Origin of the sequence: Nitrincola alkalilacustris (assembly GCF_008973755.1) — a bacterium.
Lineage (GTDB): Bacteria > Pseudomonadota > Gammaproteobacteria > Pseudomonadales > Balneatricaceae > Nitrincola > Nitrincola alkalilacustris.
Window position 1 is genome coordinate 48689 of record NZ_WBOM01000011.1, and the last position, 17193, is coordinate 65881.

Annotated in this window: 17 protein-coding genes; 14 read left to right on the forward strand and 3 right to left on the reverse strand. The window is 54.0% G+C overall.

What is annotated here, in order from left to right:
* Window positions 1–2 precede the first annotated feature (2 nt).
* The 6 genes from F7R27_RS16860 to F7R27_RS16885 all read left to right on the forward strand — a co-directional run bounded on the left by F7R27_RS16860 (window position 3) and on the right by F7R27_RS16885 (window position 5942).
* Entirely contained in the window at window positions 3–779 is a 777-nt protein-coding gene (locus F7R27_RS16860; protein WP_151705440.1) for an enoyl-CoA hydratase, read from the forward strand.
* 13 nt (window positions 780–792) lie between these two features.
* A complete protein-coding gene (locus F7R27_RS16865; protein ID WP_151705441.1) occupies window positions 793–1893 on the forward strand; it encodes an enoyl-CoA hydratase/isomerase family protein in 1101 nt (366 codons plus the stop codon).
* A gap of 74 nt (window positions 1894–1967) precedes the next feature.
* On the forward strand, window positions 1968–2858 hold the full coding sequence (mmsB, locus tag F7R27_RS16870) for a 3-hydroxyisobutyrate dehydrogenase (protein ID WP_151705442.1): 891 nt from the start codon (window positions 1968–1970) through the stop codon (window positions 2856–2858).
* Between the two features lie 98 nt (window positions 2859–2956).
* Window positions 2957–4852 (forward strand): propionyl-CoA synthetase, encoded by a 1896-nt coding sequence (locus tag F7R27_RS16875; protein WP_151705443.1) that lies wholly within the window; start codon window positions 2957–2959, stop codon window positions 4850–4852.
* Window positions 4853–4901: 49 nt separating this feature from the next.
* Window positions 4902–5663: an SDR family NAD(P)-dependent oxidoreductase gene (locus tag F7R27_RS16880; RefSeq protein WP_151705444.1), complete on the forward strand. Its 762-nt coding sequence runs from the start codon at window positions 4902–4904 to the stop codon at window positions 5661–5663.
* Between the two features lie 93 nt (window positions 5664–5756).
* Complete coding sequence (locus F7R27_RS16885; protein ID WP_151705445.1) at window positions 5757–5942, forward strand: hypothetical protein; 186 nt, start codon at window positions 5757–5759, stop codon at window positions 5940–5942.
* A gap of 74 nt (window positions 5943–6016) precedes the next feature.
* Here F7R27_RS16885 and F7R27_RS16890 read toward each other — a convergent pair whose 3' ends face one another.
* Window positions 6017–7651 carry an electron transfer flavoprotein-ubiquinone oxidoreductase gene (locus F7R27_RS16890; protein WP_151705501.1) on the reverse strand — a complete coding sequence of 545 codons (1635 nt, stop codon included), beginning with the start codon at window positions 7649–7651 and terminating at the stop codon, window positions 6017–6019.
* Window positions 7652–7937: 286 nt separating this feature from the next.
* Between F7R27_RS16890 and F7R27_RS16895 the strand changes: the two genes are divergently transcribed.
* Both F7R27_RS16895 and F7R27_RS16900 read left to right on the forward strand, forming a co-directional pair.
* Complete coding sequence (locus tag F7R27_RS16895; protein ID WP_151705446.1) at window positions 7938–8687, forward strand: electron transfer flavoprotein subunit beta/FixA family protein; 750 nt, start codon at window positions 7938–7940, stop codon at window positions 8685–8687.
* The gene (locus tag F7R27_RS16900; RefSeq protein WP_151705447.1) at window positions 8687–9616 is read left to right on the forward strand and encodes an electron transfer flavoprotein subunit alpha/FixB family protein; all 930 of its coding nucleotides are present in this window, start codon (window positions 8687–8689) and stop codon (window positions 9614–9616) included. Before F7R27_RS16895 ends, F7R27_RS16900 begins: the two co-directional genes overlap by 1 nt.
* 85 nt (window positions 9617–9701) lie before the next feature.
* On the opposite strand, the gene F7R27_RS16905 is transcribed toward F7R27_RS16900, so the two are convergent.
* On the reverse strand, window positions 9702–9977 hold the full coding sequence (locus F7R27_RS16905) for a hypothetical protein (protein WP_151705448.1): 276 nt from the start codon (window positions 9975–9977) through the stop codon (window positions 9702–9704).
* Between the two features lie 298 nt (window positions 9978–10275).
* The gene (locus F7R27_RS16910; RefSeq protein ID WP_151705449.1) at window positions 10276–11436 is read right to left on the reverse strand and encodes a GNAT family N-acetyltransferase; all 1161 of its coding nucleotides are present in this window, start codon (window positions 11434–11436) and stop codon (window positions 10276–10278) included.
* A 71-nt stretch (window positions 11437–11507) separates the two neighbouring features.
* Here F7R27_RS16910 and F7R27_RS16915 point away from each other — a divergent pair, with 71 nt between their 5' ends.
* From F7R27_RS16915 to ruvB, 6 genes are all read left to right on the forward strand, one after another.
* Complete coding sequence (locus F7R27_RS16915; protein ID WP_151705450.1) at window positions 11508–11966, forward strand: HIT domain-containing protein; 459 nt, start codon at window positions 11508–11510, stop codon at window positions 11964–11966.
* Window positions 11967–12226: 260 nt separating this feature from the next.
* Window positions 12227–13990, forward strand: coding sequence for an aspartate--tRNA ligase (gene aspS / locus F7R27_RS16920; protein ID WP_151705451.1), 1764 nt, complete (start codon window positions 12227–12229; stop codon window positions 13988–13990).
* A 55-nt stretch (window positions 13991–14045) separates the two neighbouring features.
* On the forward strand, window positions 14046–14783 hold the full coding sequence (locus F7R27_RS16925) for a YebC/PmpR family DNA-binding transcriptional regulator (protein WP_151705452.1): 738 nt from the start codon (window positions 14046–14048) through the stop codon (window positions 14781–14783).
* Window positions 14784–14811: 28 nt separating this feature from the next.
* On the forward strand, window positions 14812–15327 hold the full coding sequence (gene ruvC / locus F7R27_RS16930; RefSeq protein WP_151705453.1) for a crossover junction endodeoxyribonuclease RuvC: 516 nt from the start codon (window positions 14812–14814) through the stop codon (window positions 15325–15327).
* 143 nt (window positions 15328–15470) lie between these two features.
* Window positions 15471–16094 carry a Holliday junction branch migration protein RuvA gene (ruvA, locus tag F7R27_RS16935; protein WP_151705454.1) on the forward strand — a complete coding sequence of 208 codons (624 nt, stop codon included), beginning with the start codon at window positions 15471–15473 and terminating at the stop codon, window positions 16092–16094.
* A gap of 67 nt (window positions 16095–16161) precedes the next feature.
* On the forward strand, window positions 16162–17169 hold the full coding sequence (ruvB, locus tag F7R27_RS16940; protein WP_151705455.1) for a Holliday junction branch migration DNA helicase RuvB: 1008 nt from the start codon (window positions 16162–16164) through the stop codon (window positions 17167–17169).
* Window positions 17170–17193: the final 24 nt, after the last annotated feature.

Here is a 17193-nt window from a genome sequence, read left to right on the forward strand (position 1 = left end):
ATATGTCCGATGCGATTCGGGTAGAAAAACGCGGTCACGTAGCACTACTGACCATGAACAACCCGCCAGCCAATACCTGGACGGCAGACAGCCTGCAGGCGCTGGTCAGCATTATCGAAGAGCTGAATGCCGATCGTGATATCTGGAGTCTGGTGCTGACAGGCCAGGGTGAGAAATTTTTCTCAGCCGGCGCCGATCTCAAACTGTTTGCCGATGGTGATCGCAGCGTCGCGCGGGATATGGCGCGTCTGTTTGGCCAGGCATTCGAAACACTGAGCCGTTTCCGTGGTGTCTCTATCGCAGCCATAAATGGCTATGCGATGGGTGGCGGACTGGAAGTTGCGCTGGCATGTGATCTGCGTATTGCCGAGGAGCAGGCGGTCATGGCACTGCCTGAGGCAAAAGTCGGCTTGCTGCCCTGTGCTGGTGGCACGCAGAACCTGACGCTGCTGGTCGGCGAAGGCTGGGCCAAGCGGATGATTCTGTGCGGTGAGCAGGTCAAGGCCGACAAGGCGCTTGCGATCGGCCTGGTAGAAGAGGTGGTTGAGCGGGGTCAGGCACTGGAGCAGGCATTGGCACTGGCGGAACAGGTCGGTAGCCAGAGCCCTTCGGCAGTATCGGCATGCAAGACGCTGATCCAATCAGGCCGCACACGTACGCTGGATCAGGGCTATATTCTGGAGCGGGAGCTGTTTGTCGATCTGTTCCATACTGAAGATCAGCGCGAAGGGGTGAATGCCTTCCTCGAGAAGCGCAAACCTGAGTGGAAAAATCGCTGATCTGGAGATCAATATGAGCTGTGTCCTTTTTACCGAACACCCAACGGCTGATGGTCATTTGATCGGTGAGATCTGCCTGAATGCCGAGCGCTCGCTGAATGCGCTGACGTTGGAGATGATCGATCTGATTCAGCCGCAACTGGATCGCTGGCAGCAGGATGAACGTGTTGTGGCCGTTTTTCTCGACAGCGCCGGCAGCAAGGCGTTCTGTGCCGGTGGTGATGTCGTTAATCTGTATCGCTCTATCAAGGGGGATGGAGACCCTGATTTTCCGGAAGCCTTTTTCACCCGTGAGTATCGCCTGGACTATACCCTGCATACTTACTCCAAACCGGTGATCTGCTGGGCCAGCGGTATCGTGATGGGCGGCGGTATGGGGCTGATGAATGGCTGCAGCCATCGTGTGGTCACTGAAACCTCACATCTGGCGATGCCGGAAGTGACTATTGGGCTATATCCCGATGTCGGCGGTAGTTGGTTTCTGAACAGGATGCCGGGCCGCAGTGGATTGTTTCTGGGGCTGACCGGAAATCCGATCAATGCACCTGATGCTCTGTATCTTGGGCTCGCGGATCGTGCGCTCAGGTCCGATATGCGTGATGGTTTTCTGCAGCGGCTGCAAACCCTGAGTTGGAACGGCGATGCTGGTGGGTTGATCAGCCAAGTGCTGCGTGAGCTGGAGCAGGAAGCAGCAGCCAGTTTTGCTGAGATGCCTGCGCCGATTCGCGAGCACGAAGCGCTGATACGTCAGATCACAGATCATGACACCGTGCAGGGTATGGTGGCAGCGCTCAGCGCACTTGAGTCGGATGATAAATGGGTGTTGCGTGCAAAACGTGCGATCACTCATGGTAGCCCGCTGTCGATCGTCATGATCCATGAGCAGTTGAAACGGTCACGTCATCTGTCTTTGAAAGAGGTGTTCCAGCAAGAGCTGATTCTGTCGGTGCAGTGTTGCCGGCACGAAGAGTTCGCCGAGGGTGTGCGTGCCTTGCTGGTAGATAAGGACAATCAACCGAATTGGGTATTCAGTTCGCTGGACAAGGTCGAACCGGAATTTGTGGCTGGGTTGTTCAAATCACCCTGGCCGGTAAACCCGCTGCAGGATTTGTAAAGAGCTTAGAAATTGATCAGCTGACCTGCAGTGGATTGTCCAATAAAACAGAATAAAAACAGAGGGATAGTATCATGGCGTTAATTGCATTTATTGGTCTGGGCAATATGGGTGGGCCGATGGCCGTGAACCTGGCCAAAGCAGGACATCAGGTAAAAGCATTTGATCTGTCGGCAGAGGCGCTTAAGCATGCCGTCGAGGGCGGATGTGAGGCGGCGCAGAGTGCCGTAACGGCGGTGGCAGGCGCTGAGTTTGTCATCACCATGCTGCCAGCCGGGCGTCATGTCCAGGCGCTGCTGGTCAGCGGTGAGGACGCGCTGTTCAACCATATCGCACCGGGTACACTGGTGATCGACAGCTCAACCATCGATGTCCAGACAGCACGCAGCGTAGCTACTGCAGCGGCAGAAAAAGGTATCGATTTTGTCGACGCGCCAGTTTCCGGCGGTGTGGGTGGTGCGCAGGCGGGTACACTGACGTTTATCGTTGGCGGCACTGCTGAGCAGTTTGCCCGTGCAGAGCCTGTGTTGAAGGCGATGGGTAAGAACATCTTCCATGCCGGTGATCATGGCGCCGGTCAGATCGCCAAGGTGTGCAACAACATGATGCTGGGCATTCTGATGGCCGGTACTTGTGAAGCGCTGAACATGGGGATCAAAAACGGACTCGATCCGGCGGTTCTCTCTGAAATCATGAAGCAGAGTTCCGGTAATAACTGGGCGCTGCAGGTCTATAATCCTGTACCGGGTGTGATGGAGAACGTACCGGCTTCACGCGACTATCAGGGCGGTTTCCAGGTGGACCTGATGTACAAGGATCTGGGGCTGGCAATGGATCTGAGTCAGCACAGTGCTGCACCCACCCCGATGGGTTCAGCTGCACGTGCATTGTTCAACCTGCACAAGACGGCTGGAAATGGTGGGTTGGATTTTTCCAGCCTTATCAAGCTGTACAAGGATAAGTGATCAGCGTCCGTTATTCAGTCAGTATCAGCTAATCAGTCAGATGGGCGGCGTAATGGCCGCCCAGTGATTCTGCAAACAATAATAATCAGAGGTGGCAGATGATCTACACGGATCAGTATCAGGCTTATCTAGATAACCCCGAACAATACTGGGCTGAGCAGGCAACCGCTCTGGCCTGGTTCAAACAACCGGAAACCTTCCTGCAACCAACCGGAAACGGCACCTACTGCTGGTATCCTGATGGCGAGCTGAACATGAGCTATCTGGCGCTCGATTATCAGATCGAGCAGGGCCGTGGCGATCAGGTGGCACTTTACTACGACTCTCCCGTCACCGACACAAAGGAGGCGATCACTTTCAGCCAGATGCACGAGCGTGTGGTGCGTTTTGCCGGTGCGTTGAAAAAGCTGAATGTAGGCAAGGGCGATACCGTGGTCATCTATATGCCCATGATTCCCGAAGCTGCGGTAGCGATGCTGGCCTGCGCCAGACTGGGTGCCGTACATTCGGTCGTGTTCGGAGGTTTTGCCGCGAACGAACTGGCCCTGCGTATCGATGATGCCGAGCCCAAACTGATACTGACGGCCTCCTGTGGCATAGAGTTCGACAAGAAGATCGCCTACAAGCCGCTGGTGGATAAGGCGGTCAGCCTGGCGAGGCATAAACCAGCCCACACGATCGTGTGTCAGCGCCCGATGCTGAAGGCAGAGATGGATCCGGCTCGTGACATCGACTGGTATGAGATGCAGCAGGGTGTTGAGCCTGCCGACTGTGTGCCTGTCAAGGGCAGTGATCCTCTTTACATACTCTACACCTCCGGCACCACCGGTCAGCCGAAGGGGATCGTACGGGATACGGGCGGCTATGCGGTGGCGCTCAAGTATGCGCTGCATAATGTTTATGGCATGAAGGCGGGCGATGTCTGGTGGGGCGCGTCGGATATCGGCTGGGTGGTTGGCCATTCGTTTATTGTCTATGGCCCTCTGATGGGCGGCTGCAGTGCGATCTTCTTCGAGGGTAAGCCGGTCAGAACACCGGATGCCGGTACCTTCTGGCGTGTGATCAGTGAGTATGGTGTCAACTCGATGTTTTGCGCACCGACCGCTTTCCGTGCGATCCGCAAGGAGGACCCAAGCGGTGATCTGGCACGCCAGTATGATCTGAACAGCCTGCGCTGGATCTTCGTTGCAGGTGAAAAACTGGACTCCTCCACCTACTACTGGCTGGATGATCTGCTTCAGGTGCCGGTGCTGGATCACTGGTGGCAGACCGAGTCCGGCTGGCCGATGACGGCACCGATGATGGGCTGGGATCAACCCTCTGCACCACGTCTGGGTTCAACCAACCGACCGATTCCCGGCTATGATATACGGGTACTGGATGGCGATGGTACCGAGCTGGAACCGATGCAGTCGGGGAATATCTGCGTCAAGCTGCCGATGCCACCGGGTTTTGCCTGGAGTATCTGGCGCAATGACGAGCGTTTCACCAGCTCCTATCTGACCGCTTTTCCGGGCTATTATCACACGGGAGATGGCGGCTATAAGGATGAGGATGGCTACATCTACATCACTGGGCGCACTGATGATGTAATCAATGTGTCTGGTCATCGACTATCCACCGGCGAGATGGAGGAGGTGGTTTCTGCACATGCTGCAGTAGCCGAATGTGCGGTGATCGGTGTTACGGATGAGCTGAGAGGCCAGGTGCCTGTAGGCCTGGTCGTCCTCAAGGCTGGTGTTGAGGCGGACGAGGCGCAACTGGAGCGCGAGCTGGTTGAGATGGTGCGTGATCAGGTGGGGGCATTGGCATGTTTTCGTCGTGTAATCGTGGTGCAGCGCCTTCCAAAGACACGCTCCGGCAAGATTCTGCGTGCAGTGTTGCGTAAGATTGCAGCCAGCGAGTCTTACAAGATGCCATCCACCATAGATGATGAGAGCATCCTGCCCGAAATTGAAACCTACCTGAAGAGGGCAGGCTTTATCGGCGCCTGAACTGAGGGCGCAAACAGCCCGTGCCTGTGGTACGGCAGTGGAGAGGACGATGCACATAAAAGACAGGGTATTTGTGATAACCGGCGGCGGCCGGGGGCTGGGCCTTGGTATGGCCGAGCACCTGGCAGCGCTGGGTGCCAGGCTTGCGCTGGTTGATATCAGCGCGACGGATCTGGATACCGCCGTCACCAGTTGCAGTGCGCATGGCGTGGAAGCACGCGCCTATGTGTGCGATATCACGTCTGAGGAGCAGGTTGAATCTGCCTTTGCCCGGATTCGCAGTGACTTCGGGGCTGTTCATGGTCTGGTCAATAATGCCGGTCTGATGCAGGATGCGATGCTGATCAAGATCAGAGATGGCAAGCTGGTGGATAAGATGTCCATGCAGCAATGGAACAGTGTGCTGAATGTCAATCTGACCGGAACCTTCCTTTGTGGTCGCGAAGCGGCCGGGATCATGGCAGAGCAGGGTGATGGTGGAGTGATAGTCAATATCTCATCCGTTTCACGGGCCGGTAATCCGGGGCAGACCAATTATTCGGCGACCAAATCGGCTGTGGCGACACTGGTGGTCTGCTGGGCACGGGAGCTGGCCAGATTCGGCATACGAGTTGGTGGTATCGCGCCGGGTGTGATTGCCACCGAGATGACTGCACAGATGAAGCCGGAGGCGGTCGAGCGGATGCTGGCGGCTGTACCGCTTCGTCGCCTGGGCGAAATCGGCGAGATGGCTCACACCTTGCAGTACATTATCGAGAATGATTTTTTCACGGGAAGAGTTGTCGAAATGGATGGTGGTTTGCGGATCTGATTGCGTTATTTTTCCGCATGTGCAAAATTAAAGGGGTAAGCCACTTGGTTTACGTCTTTAATTCGCCTTTAATTCAATAAAGGAGGCCGCATCATGAGTGCTACAACCCCCCACCCCAAATTCATGGAAGCGATGCGCAAGTTATCTGCAATGAGTGAAGAGGAGCGGCTATCCGAAGAGAATAAAGAGCTGTTCGAACAGGCGATGCAGTATGCGCCGCTGGATATTCAACCGGCACTGATTGCGATCAAGCAGAAGTACGAGCAGACACTGCACTGATCATAGAACAACACGAATCAATAAAAGAGAAGGGGCCTGCGGGCCCCTTCTGCTTGATGGCGGGTTGTATGCCATTACATGTTCGGATAGTTCGGGCCACCGCCCCCTTCAGGTACCACCCAGGTGATGTTCTGGGCAGGATCCTTGATATCGCAGGTTTTGCAATGAACGCAGTTGGCCGAGTTGATCTGGAAGCGGGGGCCTGTTGCCTCTTCAATCACCTCATAGACTCCCGCCGGGCAGTAGCGTTGGGCAGGTTCGTCATACAGCGACAGATTTTTGCCGGTCGGAATGCTCGGGTCTGTCAACCTGAGATGCGTAGGCTGATCTTCCTCATGATTCGCGTTGGACAGAAACACCGAAGTCAGCTTGTCGAATGAGAGTTTGCCATCCGGTTTTGGATAACTGATTTTGGCGCATTCGCTGGCCGGCTTGAGCTGTTCGTGATCCTTATGCAGATCGTGCAAGGTCACTGGGATCTTGCCACCAAAGAGGTTCTGGTCGACAAAGTTGAATGCACCGCCGAGGTAGGCACCGAACTTGTGCATCGCCGGACCGAAGTTGCGGGCGCGATACAGCTCATCATACAGCCAGGAGTTCTTGTAGGCTTCGGTGTAGCTGTCCAGTTTTTTACCGCCTTCATCGCCATTCGCAAGCGCATCCACAATCGCTTCGGCTGCCAGCAGGCCCGACTTCATCGCTGTGTGGATACCCTTGATCTTGGAGAAGTTCAGCGTGCCGGCATCGCAGCCCAGCAGCAGGGCGCCAGGCATTACCATTTCGGGTAGCGTATTGAATCCTCCTTTGGTGATGGCACGGGCACCATAGGAGATGCGCTTGCCACCTTCGAGATACTTGGCTATCTCCGGGTGATGTTTCATGCGCTGGAACTCATCAAACGGGCTCAGATGTGGGTTGGAGTAGTTCAGGTCCACGATCAGGCCGACTTCCACCTGATTGCTCTCATCATGATAGAGGAAGAAACCACCACTGGCACCATCTGTCAGCGGCCAGCCGGAACCATGTACGACCAGGCCTGGTTTGTGGCGAGAAGGCTCGATATCCCACAGCTCCTTGATGCCGATGCCGTAATGCTGAGGGTCTTTCCCCTCATCCAGCTTGTAACGGGCGATAAGCTGTTTACCGAGGTGGCCACGACAACCTTCACTGAACAGAGTGTATTTTGCGTGCAGCTCCATCCCTTCGGTATAGCTGCCTTTCTTCTCGCCATCGGCACCAATACCCATATCACCGGTGGCGATCCCTTTGACACTGCCATCTTCATTGAACAACACTTCTGCGGCGGCAAAGCCGGGGAAGATCTCGACACCCAGTTGTTCCGCCTGCTCCGCCAGCCAGCGGCAGACATTGCCAAGGCTGACAATGTAGTTACCGTCGTTGTGCATGGTCTTGGGCACGACGAAGTTGGGTAGCTTGATGGCGCTTTTCTCATTTCTGAGCAGAAAGACTTCATCAGCGGTTACGGCTGTGTTCAGGGGCGCGCCGCGCTCGCGCCAGTCAGGGAAGAGCTCATCCAGTGCTCGTGTTTCCATGACGGCACCTGACAGGATATGGGCGCCGACTTCTGAACCCTTTTCAACCACACAGACGGTGATCTCCTGTTCGTTGGCCTGTGCCTGCTGCATCAGTCGGCATGCCGCTGACAGTCCGGAAGGACCGGCTCCGACGATTACTACGTCAAACTCCATCGATTCACGACTCACGATTTGGCTCCTCAAAAAATGCTCAGCTTCATTTTTTATAATTTCTGTTCATAGAATCTATGAATGAGCGGATTCTTATGAAATTATCCAGTTACGATATACTAAAGGCTATTTTATGCTATTGGGCATAAGTAAAAACCCTTATTCATGTAATTAGTTCATCTTTTTTGCAAAGTTGATCGTTTTTGCCATAAGGGATTTTACCTATATGAGATGGCTGGTATGATGAGCCAACAGTTTTGGTCAAAATAAAGCAACAAAGGAATTCACAATGAAGGTGCTGGTAACGGTCAAGCGTGTGATCGATTACAACGTCAAGGTCAGAGTGATGTCTGACAACAGTGATGTTGATCTGAAAAACGTCAAGATGGCAGTCAATCCCTTTTGTGAGATCGCAGTCGAGCAGGCTGTGCGCATGAAAGAGTCAGGGCTGGCAACAGAGGTGGTCGTCGTATCGATGGGGCCTGCTACTGCTCAGGAACAACTGCGTACAGCGCTGGCGATGGGTGCTGATCGTGCCATACTGGTTCAGTCCGATGAGGCGCTTGAATCCCTGACGGTTGCCAAAATACTGGCAAAAATCGTCGAAGAGGAGCAGCCGGGTCTGGTGCTGATGGGTAAGCAATCGATCGATACGGATAACAACCAGACGGGCCAGATGCTATCGGCACTGACCGGTATGTCTCAGGGTGCTTTTGCCTCAGCCATTGAGTCCGATGGTGATCAGCTCAAGGTGACCCGCGAGGTGGATGGTGGTCTGCAGACCTTGTCGATCAAGCTGCCTGCGGTTGTCACGGTTGATCTGCGTATGAATGAGCCGCGCTATGCATCCTTGCCGAACATCATGAAGGCGAAGAAAAAACCTCTGGATACTAAAACACCAGCAGATTATGGCGTCAGTGTGAAGGCTCACAGTAAGGTGCTGAGAGTTGAGCCGCCCGCTGAGCGTCAGGCGGGTATCAAGGTTGGCAGCGTTGCCGAGTTGGTGGATAAACTGAAAAACGAAGCGAAGGTGATCTGATGGCTATTCTGGTAATTTCTGAACATGACAATGCAGCACTGAAGCCTTCAACCCTCAACACCGTCAAGGCCGCCAGTGAAATCGGTGGTGAGATCGATCTGCTGATTGTCGGCAGTGGTTGCAGCGCGGTTGCAGATAGCGCTGCGAAAGTAGCGGGTATACGTAAAGTGCTTGTCGCCGATAACGCTGCCTACGATCATGAAATCGCCGAGAACGTGGCGGCGCTGGTGATTGAGCTGGCGCCGGGTTACTCGCATCTGCTGGCTCCCGCGACCACCAACGGCAAGAACTTCATGCCTCGTGTTGCCGCCCTGCTGGATGTTGGTCAGATCTCCGATATCATCAAGGTTGAATCACCCGATACCTTTGTACGTCCGATCTATGCCGGTAACGCCATCGCGACGGTACAGTCACTGGATGACACCAAGGTGATCACGGTACGGACCACTGCATTTGATGCGGTTGCCGAAGAGGGCGGCAGTGCAACTGTTGAGTCGCTGAGCCAGGTCAAGGATCTGGGTCTGAGCCGTCTGATCTCTGAAGATATGGCCGTTTCGGATCGTCCCGAGCTGACAGCCGCACGTGTCGTGATCTCCGGTGGTCGTGGTATGGCCTCCAAGGAAAACTTCGAGCTGCTTGAGAAAGTCGCTGATAAGCTGGGTGCTGCTATCGGCGCGTCACGCGCTGCAGTCGATGCCGGCTTTGTCCCGAATGATATGCAGGTAGGGCAGACAGGTAAGATCGTTGCGCCTGAATTGTATATTGCAGTGGGTATTTCGGGTGCGATTCAGCATCTGGCTGGTATGAAAGATTCCAAGGTGATTGTTGCGATCAACAAGGATGAGGATGCGCCTATCTTCCAGGTTGCCGACTATGGTCTGGTGGCGGATCTGTTCGAAGCTGTGCCTGAGCTGGAAAAGTCACTGTAAAAGGTGATCTGTAGAAGGGCCTCCCGCCCTGCGACAGGCGGGAGGGCCCATTCAGCTCTGTTGGTTAGACAAGAGCCGGAGACGCTTAAGCTGCGCCGGTTATCCTGGGATCAGGATGAGTGGCCATGAAGTGCAGCAGTGTCTTTCTTAACAAGATAACGCGCTCATGATTGCCGCACTTTCTGGCATGTTCTATATCATCAAGAATGATACTCTTGATACGATTTTCCCCCTCATGTGTTACCAGATAATGCCCCAGTGCCATTGCGATCATCGGATCAACGTGCTCATGCTCTGCGATTGCATCGATCTCTTCGGGGGTAAGATCGCACATTTCAAGGCATTCGTCGTAGGTCAGCATATGCCTCACCTCCTGTTATGGTTTGATGATCTGTTCAGATCCGAAAACTGCATGACATCCTGTGGCTAGCTCCAGTGTAGAACACCTGTATAGGGAGTCTAGAGTCTCTGTGAGAGTATTTTTCATCTAATCTCAGTGTTGCTGCTAAGGGTTTCATGTTGCAGTTGCGGGTTTTAAGGCTTCAGCTTGGTGCTTTTACTAGCTGAAACAGTGACTAATGATGCTTAGCAGCTGCGGAAAATGCTGTTCTCGGATGGTGATTTTTTGAACAGAAATAACAGTTGTTTATTGATCTGTATCAGTATTTCGGATCTGCTTTTCCTGAAGAGTTGTCCGCCTTGAATGGCAGGCCTTCTGACAGGTGCAGCATACGCTGGCGCATCAGTCGGGTTTCGTCTGTCAGGAATTGGCGGATGCCCTGTCTGAACCCTGGCTCCTCTATCCAGTGTACGGACCAGGTTTCAATCGGCTTGAAGCCACGCTGAATCTTATGCTCGCCCTGGGCGCCGGGATCAAACCAGCGTAACCCCTGCTCGATACAATACTCGATACCGCGATAGTAGCAGGCTTCAAAGTGCAGATTTTCATACTCATCCAGAGACCCCCAGTAGCGTCCATAGAGGGTATTGCTGCTTTTGAATGAAAGCGCTACGGCGACGGTCTTTTCCCGCGTTTCAGCCACGACCATCATCAGATGCTGTGGCAGGGTGTTGCGAATAAGGCGGAAAAAATCCAGATTCAGATATCCACGCTGACCCCGTTTCAGATAGGTCAGTTGGTAGCAGCGATAGAACTCCTCCAGTAGTCCGTCGTGAATATTACTGCCCTCGACCACGCGTATCTCAATTCCCTGCTCACGAATTTTCTGGCGCTCCTTCTTCAGATTTTTGCGCTTGCGTGAAGCGAAGCGTGACAGGAAGTCGTCGAAATTCTCATAGCCTTCATTATGCCAGTGATACTGGGTTCCCAGCCTTGGCAGCATGCCGCAACTGCTGAAATGGTCCTTGGTGATAGACTCGGTGAACAGGCCATGCCATGAGGAGGTCTGAAACCGCTCACACAATACCCTGATGGCCTGTGCTATGGCAGGTATGGCCTGTTCAAGTGGAATGCTGATCCCGAATCTGGGGCCCTGTGAAGGAGTGAAAGGGATGGCAGTCAGCAGCTTGGGATAGTAATCCAGGCCATGGCGTGAATAGGCGTCTGCCCAGGCCCAGTCAAACACATATTCGCCATAGGAGTGGTTCTTCAGATACAGCGGCATGACCCCGACCAGGTTGCCTTCCTGCTCAAGCCTCAAGTGCAGTGGTTGCCAGCCGGTGCTGGCACTGACGCAGCCAGAGCGCTCAAGCGCCTGCAGAAATTCATGGCGCAGAAAGGGATAGTCCGTTCCGCACAGAGCGTTCCACTCCTCACGGCTGATCTGGTCAATCGACTCACACACCTTAACTTCGAGCATATTGTTCTATACTTCCCTGAGTAACCTTTGAGAAACTGGCATCCATCTTATCCTGCCGACTGGAGAATGTAATGGACGAACTGGAACTTGAGTTTGTTGAGTTTGTACTGGACCCTCGCCTGCAGTCTGACTGCATTGTCATGGGGGATTTCCCGTTGTGTCGCTTGCTGTTGATGAATGATGCCCAGTACCCCTGGTTCATACTCGTACCGAAGCGGGCAGAGGTGTCCGAAATCTATCACCTTTCGCCTGAAGATCGACTGCAGTTGATGAATGAGATCTCCTGCCTGAGCGAAAATCTCGCGGATCTGTTTCAGGCCAGGAAAATGAATGTGGCTGCGCTGGGCAATGTCGTTCATCAGTTGCATGTGCATTGTATTGTTCGCTATGAAAATGATCCTGCCTGGCCCGGCCCTGTCTGGGGTGTCAGACCGGCTGTTGCTTATACGCCGGAAAAGGAGCAGGAGATTCGTCGCAAGCTTGAAGTCATGCTTGATGGAGAGCTGCATTATGTCCCGGAAGGGGGGTAGTAAGGCCGACTGTCGAAGCTGAGCCGCAATATCTCAATATCTTTTTTCGGGCGCTGTCAGCGCTCGGATAATCAGGTATAATTCCTCCCCTTCATTACACGTGGTTACCGTTCTGGCAATTTTATCGAAATTGCGAGTGCCGTTCATGCGCTTGTTCAGACGGTAATCGGTTGAGCCGGGGTATCAGCAGAACTGATGCTGATAATGGCTAAGTCATTGTGTATACAGTATAAACGCTTCTGGAACAGGAACAGCCAACCATGCGCAGTCATTATTGCGGCGATCTTCGTAAAGAACATGTTGATCAGGATATAGTCTTGATGGGGTGGGTTCACCGCCGTCGTGATCACGGTGGAGTGATCTTTCTCGATCTGCGGGATCGTGAGGGGATAACTCAGGTCGTATTCGATCCTGACAGAGAAGAGAGCTTCAAACTCGCCGACAGCGTGCGTAATGAGTTCGTGGTTGAAGTGCGCGGTACCGTTCGTGCCCGTCCTGCCGGAACTGAAAACTCCGACATGAGCACCGGTGCGATTGAAGTGCTGGGTAAAGAGTTGGTTATCCTCAACCGTGCCGATACGCCGCCATTCCAGTTGGATGAACATCAGCAGGTAGGTGAAGACGTTCGTCTGCGCCACCGTTATATCGACCTGCGTCGTCCAGAAGTGCAGCGCAAGCTGCGTCTGCGTTCCAAAATCACACACAACATCCGCAACTATCTGGAAAAGAACGGCTTCATTGATGTTGAAACGCCGATTCTGACCCGTGCAACGCCAGAAGGTGCCCGTGACTACCTGGTACCGAGCCGCACACATGAAGGCAGCTTCTTTGCGCTGCCTCAGTCACCACAGTTGTTCAAGCAGTTGCTGATGGTATCTGGCTTCGACCGTTACTATCAGATCGCCAAATGCTTCCGTGATGAAGATCTGCGTGCCGATCGTCAGCCTGAATTTACACAGATCGACATTGAGACCTCCTTCCTGGGTGAAGACGATATCATGGGTCTGACCGAAGGGATGATCCGTGAGTTATTCCAGGAGCTGCTCGACGTGGATCTGGGTGATTTCCCACGTATGCCTTACTCCGAGGCGATGCAGCGTTACGGTTCAGACAAGCCGGATCTGCGTATTCCGCTGGAACTGATCGATGTTGCTGATCTGATGGAAGGGGTTGAGTTCAAGGTGTTCGCTGCGCCTGCGCAGGATCCCAAGGGCCGTGTCGCTGCTCTGAAAGTGCCTGGTGGTGCTGTTCTGACGCGCAAGCAGATAGATGATTACACCAGCTTTGTTGCCATTTACGGTGCCAGAGGTCTGGCCTGGATCAAGGTTAATGAGCTGGAGAAGGGCGCAGAAGGTCTGCAGTCTCCGATCGTCAAGTTCCTGGGCGAAGAGGTTGCATTGAAGATCATGCAGCGTCTGGGTGCACAGAATGGCGATATCGTCTTCTTCGGTGCTGATAAAGCCAAGATCGTCAATGAAGCACTCGGTGCGCTGCGTATTCGTGTCGGCGAGGAGATGGGACTGGTCGAGCGCGAGTGGGCACCTCTGTGGGTGGTTGACTTCCCGATGTTTGAAGAGGCCAGCGATGGCAGTCTGACAGCACTTCACCATCCGTTCACCTCTCCAAGCTGCACGCCTGAAGAGTTGATCGCCGAGCCAGAAGGCAAGCTGTCGCGCGCCTACGACATGGTACTGAACGGTACTGAACTGGGTGGCGGTTCGATCCGTATTCATGATCAGACGATGCAGCGTGCAGTGTTCAAGGTGCTGGGTATTGCTGATGATGAAGCGGAAGAAAAGTTCGGCTTCCTGCTGAACGCCCTGCGCTTCGGTGCACCTCCGCATGGTGGTCTGGCGTTTGGTCTGGATCGTCTGGTGATGCTGATGACCGGTTCCAGCTCGATTCGCGACGTGATCGCCTTCCCGAAAACCCAGAGTGCGGCCTGTCTGCTGACTGATGCGCCGGGTGAGGTGAGTGCGGCGCAGTTGCGTGAGCTTAACATCAAACTGCGCAAAACCCCCTGATCGTCTGTTTTGAGCGGGTTGCCATGCAGCCCGCTGATTTACCGAGGAAAGTAGTATGGCTGGTCATTCCAAGTGGGCTAACATCAAGCACAGAAAAGCCGCCCAGGATGCCAAGCGTGGCAAGATTTTCACCAAATTGATTCGTGAACTGACCGTTGCAGCCAAGGCTGGCGGTGGTTTGCCGGAAGATAACCCACGCTTGCGTGCGGCGGTTGACAAGGCACTCGGTGCCAATATGAAAAAAGACACCATCGAAAAAGCGATCCAGCGCGGTGTCGGTGGGGCTGATGGTGAGCATTATGATGAACTTACCTATGAAGGCTATGGTGTCGGTGGTGTTGCCATTCTGGTCGAGTGTCTGACCGATAATGTCAATCGTACCGTTTCCCAGGTGCGCGCTGCTTTCAACAAGCATGGCGGAAATCTCGGCACCAACGGCTCTGTCTCCTATCTGTTCGAGAAAAAGGGACAGATTACCTATCCCGAAGGAACCGATGAAGATGCTCTGATGGAAGCAGCCCTTGAAGCTGGTGCCGATGATATTGTCACCCATGAGGATGGCAGTATCGATGTATTCACAGCCGTTTCTGACTTCATGGATGTAAAGCAATCACTTATTGATGCCGGGCACGAACCTGTGCATGCCGAAATCGGCATGATACCAGCAACCACCGTTGAGCTGGATGTCGAGGCGGGTCAGAAGGTCATGCGCCTGCTGGAGGTGCTGGAAGATCTCGATGACACCCAGGAGGTGTACCATAATGCCGACATTCCTGAAGAGGCGATGGCGTGAGCCGGTTGTTGGTCAGGAATGCTGACGCATGGTGATTCTGGGGATAGATCCCGGCTCCCGGATTACCGGGTATGGTGTGATCAGCTCGCTGGGCTCTCGAAATGAGTATATCGCCAGTGGCTGTATCCGTATCAAGGGTGACGAACTGGCCGACCGGCTGAGTCAGGTCTATGCCGGTATCACTGAGGTGATCGATCGTTATCTGCCTCAGGAAGTTGCCATAGAGCAGGTGTTCATGGCCCGAAATGCTGACTCTGCGCTCAAGCTTGGGCAGGCAAGAGGGGTGGCGATCGTGGCAGCGGGTAACCAATTGCTGCCCGTACATGAGTACTCGGCACGCAAGGTCAAGCAGTCAGTGGTGGGAACGGGTGCCGCCGATAAGGCGCAGGTTCAGCATATGGTGGCGATGCTGCTGAAGCTTCCCGGCATGCCTCAGGCTGATGCTGCTGATGCGCTGGCTATTGCTTTGTGCCATGCTCACAGCCGTCTATCACTGGTGAGTATTGCCGGTGTTGCTTCCGGTAAGGGCGGCCGCTGGCGCTGACACGAGTTGCTCAGTGCTGTGACCAGGGCGCTCGCTGGTGCTATGATCATCCTCTTCAGAACCCTTGCTCGACTAATTGCTCAGATTTTCAGTCGGGCGGGCAGGCTCATCCAATTCACGTCATTGCAGGAACATAATCATTCATGATCGGTCATCTCAAGGGTATCGTTCTCGAGAAGCTGCCACCCCAACTGCTGTTGGATGTGCAGGGTGTGGGCTATGAAGTTGAGGCTTCCATGAATACCTTCTATCGCCTGCCTGCTGTTGGCAGTGAGACCAGTCTTTATACGCATCTTGTCGTGCGTGAGGATGCTCAGCTACTGTTCGGCTTTGCTGATCGTCAGGAGCGCACGCTGTTTAGGGAACTGATCAAAACCAATGGTGTCGGCCCAAAGCTGGCGCTGACGCTGCTTTCGGGGATCAGTGCCGATGCTCTTATCAATTGCATCCAGCGGGAAGATAGCGCAACTCTGATCAAGGTGCCGGGCGTTGGCAAAAAGACCGCCGAGCGTCTTATCATAGAGATGAAAGACAAGCTGAAGCAGTTGCATATGCCGCTGTTGTCAGGAGACCCTGCCGAGATGCCGGTGCATTTGCAACAGGCGCGAGTGGATCTTCGCGGAGAAGCGGAGAGTGCTTTACTGGCACTCGGGTACAAACCCGTGCAGGCGACACGTGCAGTGGAGCAGGCCAGCAAGCAGGCGGGCGAGGGGGCTTCAACGGAGGAGTTGATCAAGCTGGCGCTGAAGTCGATGGTCAGTGCCTGAGCCTGCATCAGTGCCTGATACTGAACGTGCGATCCATCAATTGAAGCTAATATAAGACAGGTAAATCATGTTAGAAGCTGATCGCTTTATCAGTGCCCTGCCCGTCAAGAGTGAGGAGCAGCAGGATCGAACTGTCAGGCCACAGACGCTGGGTGATTATCGTGGTCAGCCAACCGTCTGTGAACAGATGGAGATCTTCATTCATGCTGCAAGGCAGCGAAATGAAGCTTTGGATCATACACTGATTTTCGGTCCTCCCGGTCTTGGCAAGACCACGCTGGCCAATATCATTGCCAATGAGATGGGTAGTCAGATCAAGACGACATCCGGGCCTGTGTTGGAAAAGGCCGGAGATGTCGCCGCGATTCTGACCAGTCTTGAGCCTGGGGATGTCCTCTTTATCGACGAAATTCATCGTCTGAGCCCGAATGTGGAAGAGATACTCTACCCGGCGATGGAAGACTATCAGTTGGATATCATGATCGGTGAGGGGCCTGCTGCGCGCTCCATCAAGATAGATCTGCCACCTTTTACGCTGGTGGGTGCTACTACCCGGGCCGGGTTGCTGACATCTCCGCTGCGGGACAGATTTGGCATAGTACAGCGCCTGGATTTTTACTCCATCGAAGATCTGACCGCGATAGTTGTCAGAACGGCTGAGCTGTACGGGACGCCTCTGGACCCTGACGGAGCACGTGAAGTGGCTTGCCGTTCGCGTGGTACCCCGCGTATTGCCAATCGTCTGTTGCGTCGTGCCAGGGATTTTGCTCAGGTCAAGGGTGATGGTGTGATCACGCGTGAAATTGCGGATCTGGCTCTGAATATGCTGAAGGTAGATGAGCGTGGTTTTGATCATATGGACAGAAGGATGTTGCTGGCGATGATCGAGAAGTTTGGTGGTGGCCCGGTAGGTGTAGATAGCCTGGCTGCCGCTATCAGTGAGGAGCGGGACACCATTGAGGATGTGCTGGAGCCCTATCTTATTCAGCAGGGGTTTATCATGCGCACACCGCGTGGAAGGGTGGTAACGGATCATGCCTATCAGCATTTCGGGTTGCCAAAGCCTGCGGTTTGAAATGTCGGTATGAAACAAGCGTAT

Bases quoted from the DNA above. Each gene is read 5' to 3' on its own strand.
- F7R27_RS16860 (WP_151705440.1), top strand. From the start codon at position 3: ATGTCCGATGCGATTCGGGTAGAAAAACGCGGTCACGTAGCACTACTG.
- F7R27_RS16865 (WP_151705441.1), top strand. From the start codon at position 793: ATGAGCTGTGTCCTTTTTACCGAACACCCAACGGCTGATGGTCATTTG.
- mmsB (WP_151705442.1), top strand. From the start codon at position 1,968: ATGGCGTTAATTGCATTTATTGGTCTGGGCAATATGGGTGGGCCGATG.
- F7R27_RS16875 (WP_151705443.1), top strand. From the start codon at position 2,957: ATGATCTACACGGATCAGTATCAGGCTTATCTAGATAACCCCGAACAA.
- F7R27_RS16880 (WP_151705444.1), top strand. From the start codon at position 4,902: ATGCACATAAAAGACAGGGTATTTGTGATAACCGGCGGCGGCCGGGGG.
- F7R27_RS16885 (WP_151705445.1), top strand. From the start codon at position 5,757: ATGAGTGCTACAACCCCCCACCCCAAATTCATGGAAGCGATGCGCAAG.
- F7R27_RS16890 (WP_151705501.1), bottom strand. From the start codon at position 7,651: ATGGAGTTTGACGTAGTAATCGTCGGAGCCGGTCCTTCCGGACTGTCA.
- F7R27_RS16895 (WP_151705446.1), top strand. From the start codon at position 7,938: ATGAAGGTGCTGGTAACGGTCAAGCGTGTGATCGATTACAACGTCAAG.
- F7R27_RS16900 (WP_151705447.1), top strand. From the start codon at position 8,687: ATGGCTATTCTGGTAATTTCTGAACATGACAATGCAGCACTGAAGCCT.
- F7R27_RS16905 (WP_151705448.1), bottom strand. From the start codon at position 9,977: ATGCTGACCTACGACGAATGCCTTGAAATGTGCGATCTTACCCCCGAA.
- F7R27_RS16910 (WP_151705449.1), bottom strand. From the start codon at position 11,436: ATGCTCGAAGTTAAGGTGTGTGAGTCGATTGACCAGATCAGCCGTGAG.
- F7R27_RS16915 (WP_151705450.1), top strand. From the start codon at position 11,508: ATGGACGAACTGGAACTTGAGTTTGTTGAGTTTGTACTGGACCCTCGC.
- aspS (WP_151705451.1), top strand. From the start codon at position 12,227: ATGCGCAGTCATTATTGCGGCGATCTTCGTAAAGAACATGTTGATCAG.
- F7R27_RS16925 (WP_151705452.1), top strand. From the start codon at position 14,046: ATGGCTGGTCATTCCAAGTGGGCTAACATCAAGCACAGAAAAGCCGCC.
- ruvC (WP_151705453.1), top strand. From the start codon at position 14,812: ATGGTGATTCTGGGGATAGATCCCGGCTCCCGGATTACCGGGTATGGT.
- ruvA (WP_151705454.1), top strand. From the start codon at position 15,471: ATGATCGGTCATCTCAAGGGTATCGTTCTCGAGAAGCTGCCACCCCAA.
- ruvB (WP_151705455.1), top strand. From the start codon at position 16,162: ATGTTAGAAGCTGATCGCTTTATCAGTGCCCTGCCCGTCAAGAGTGAG.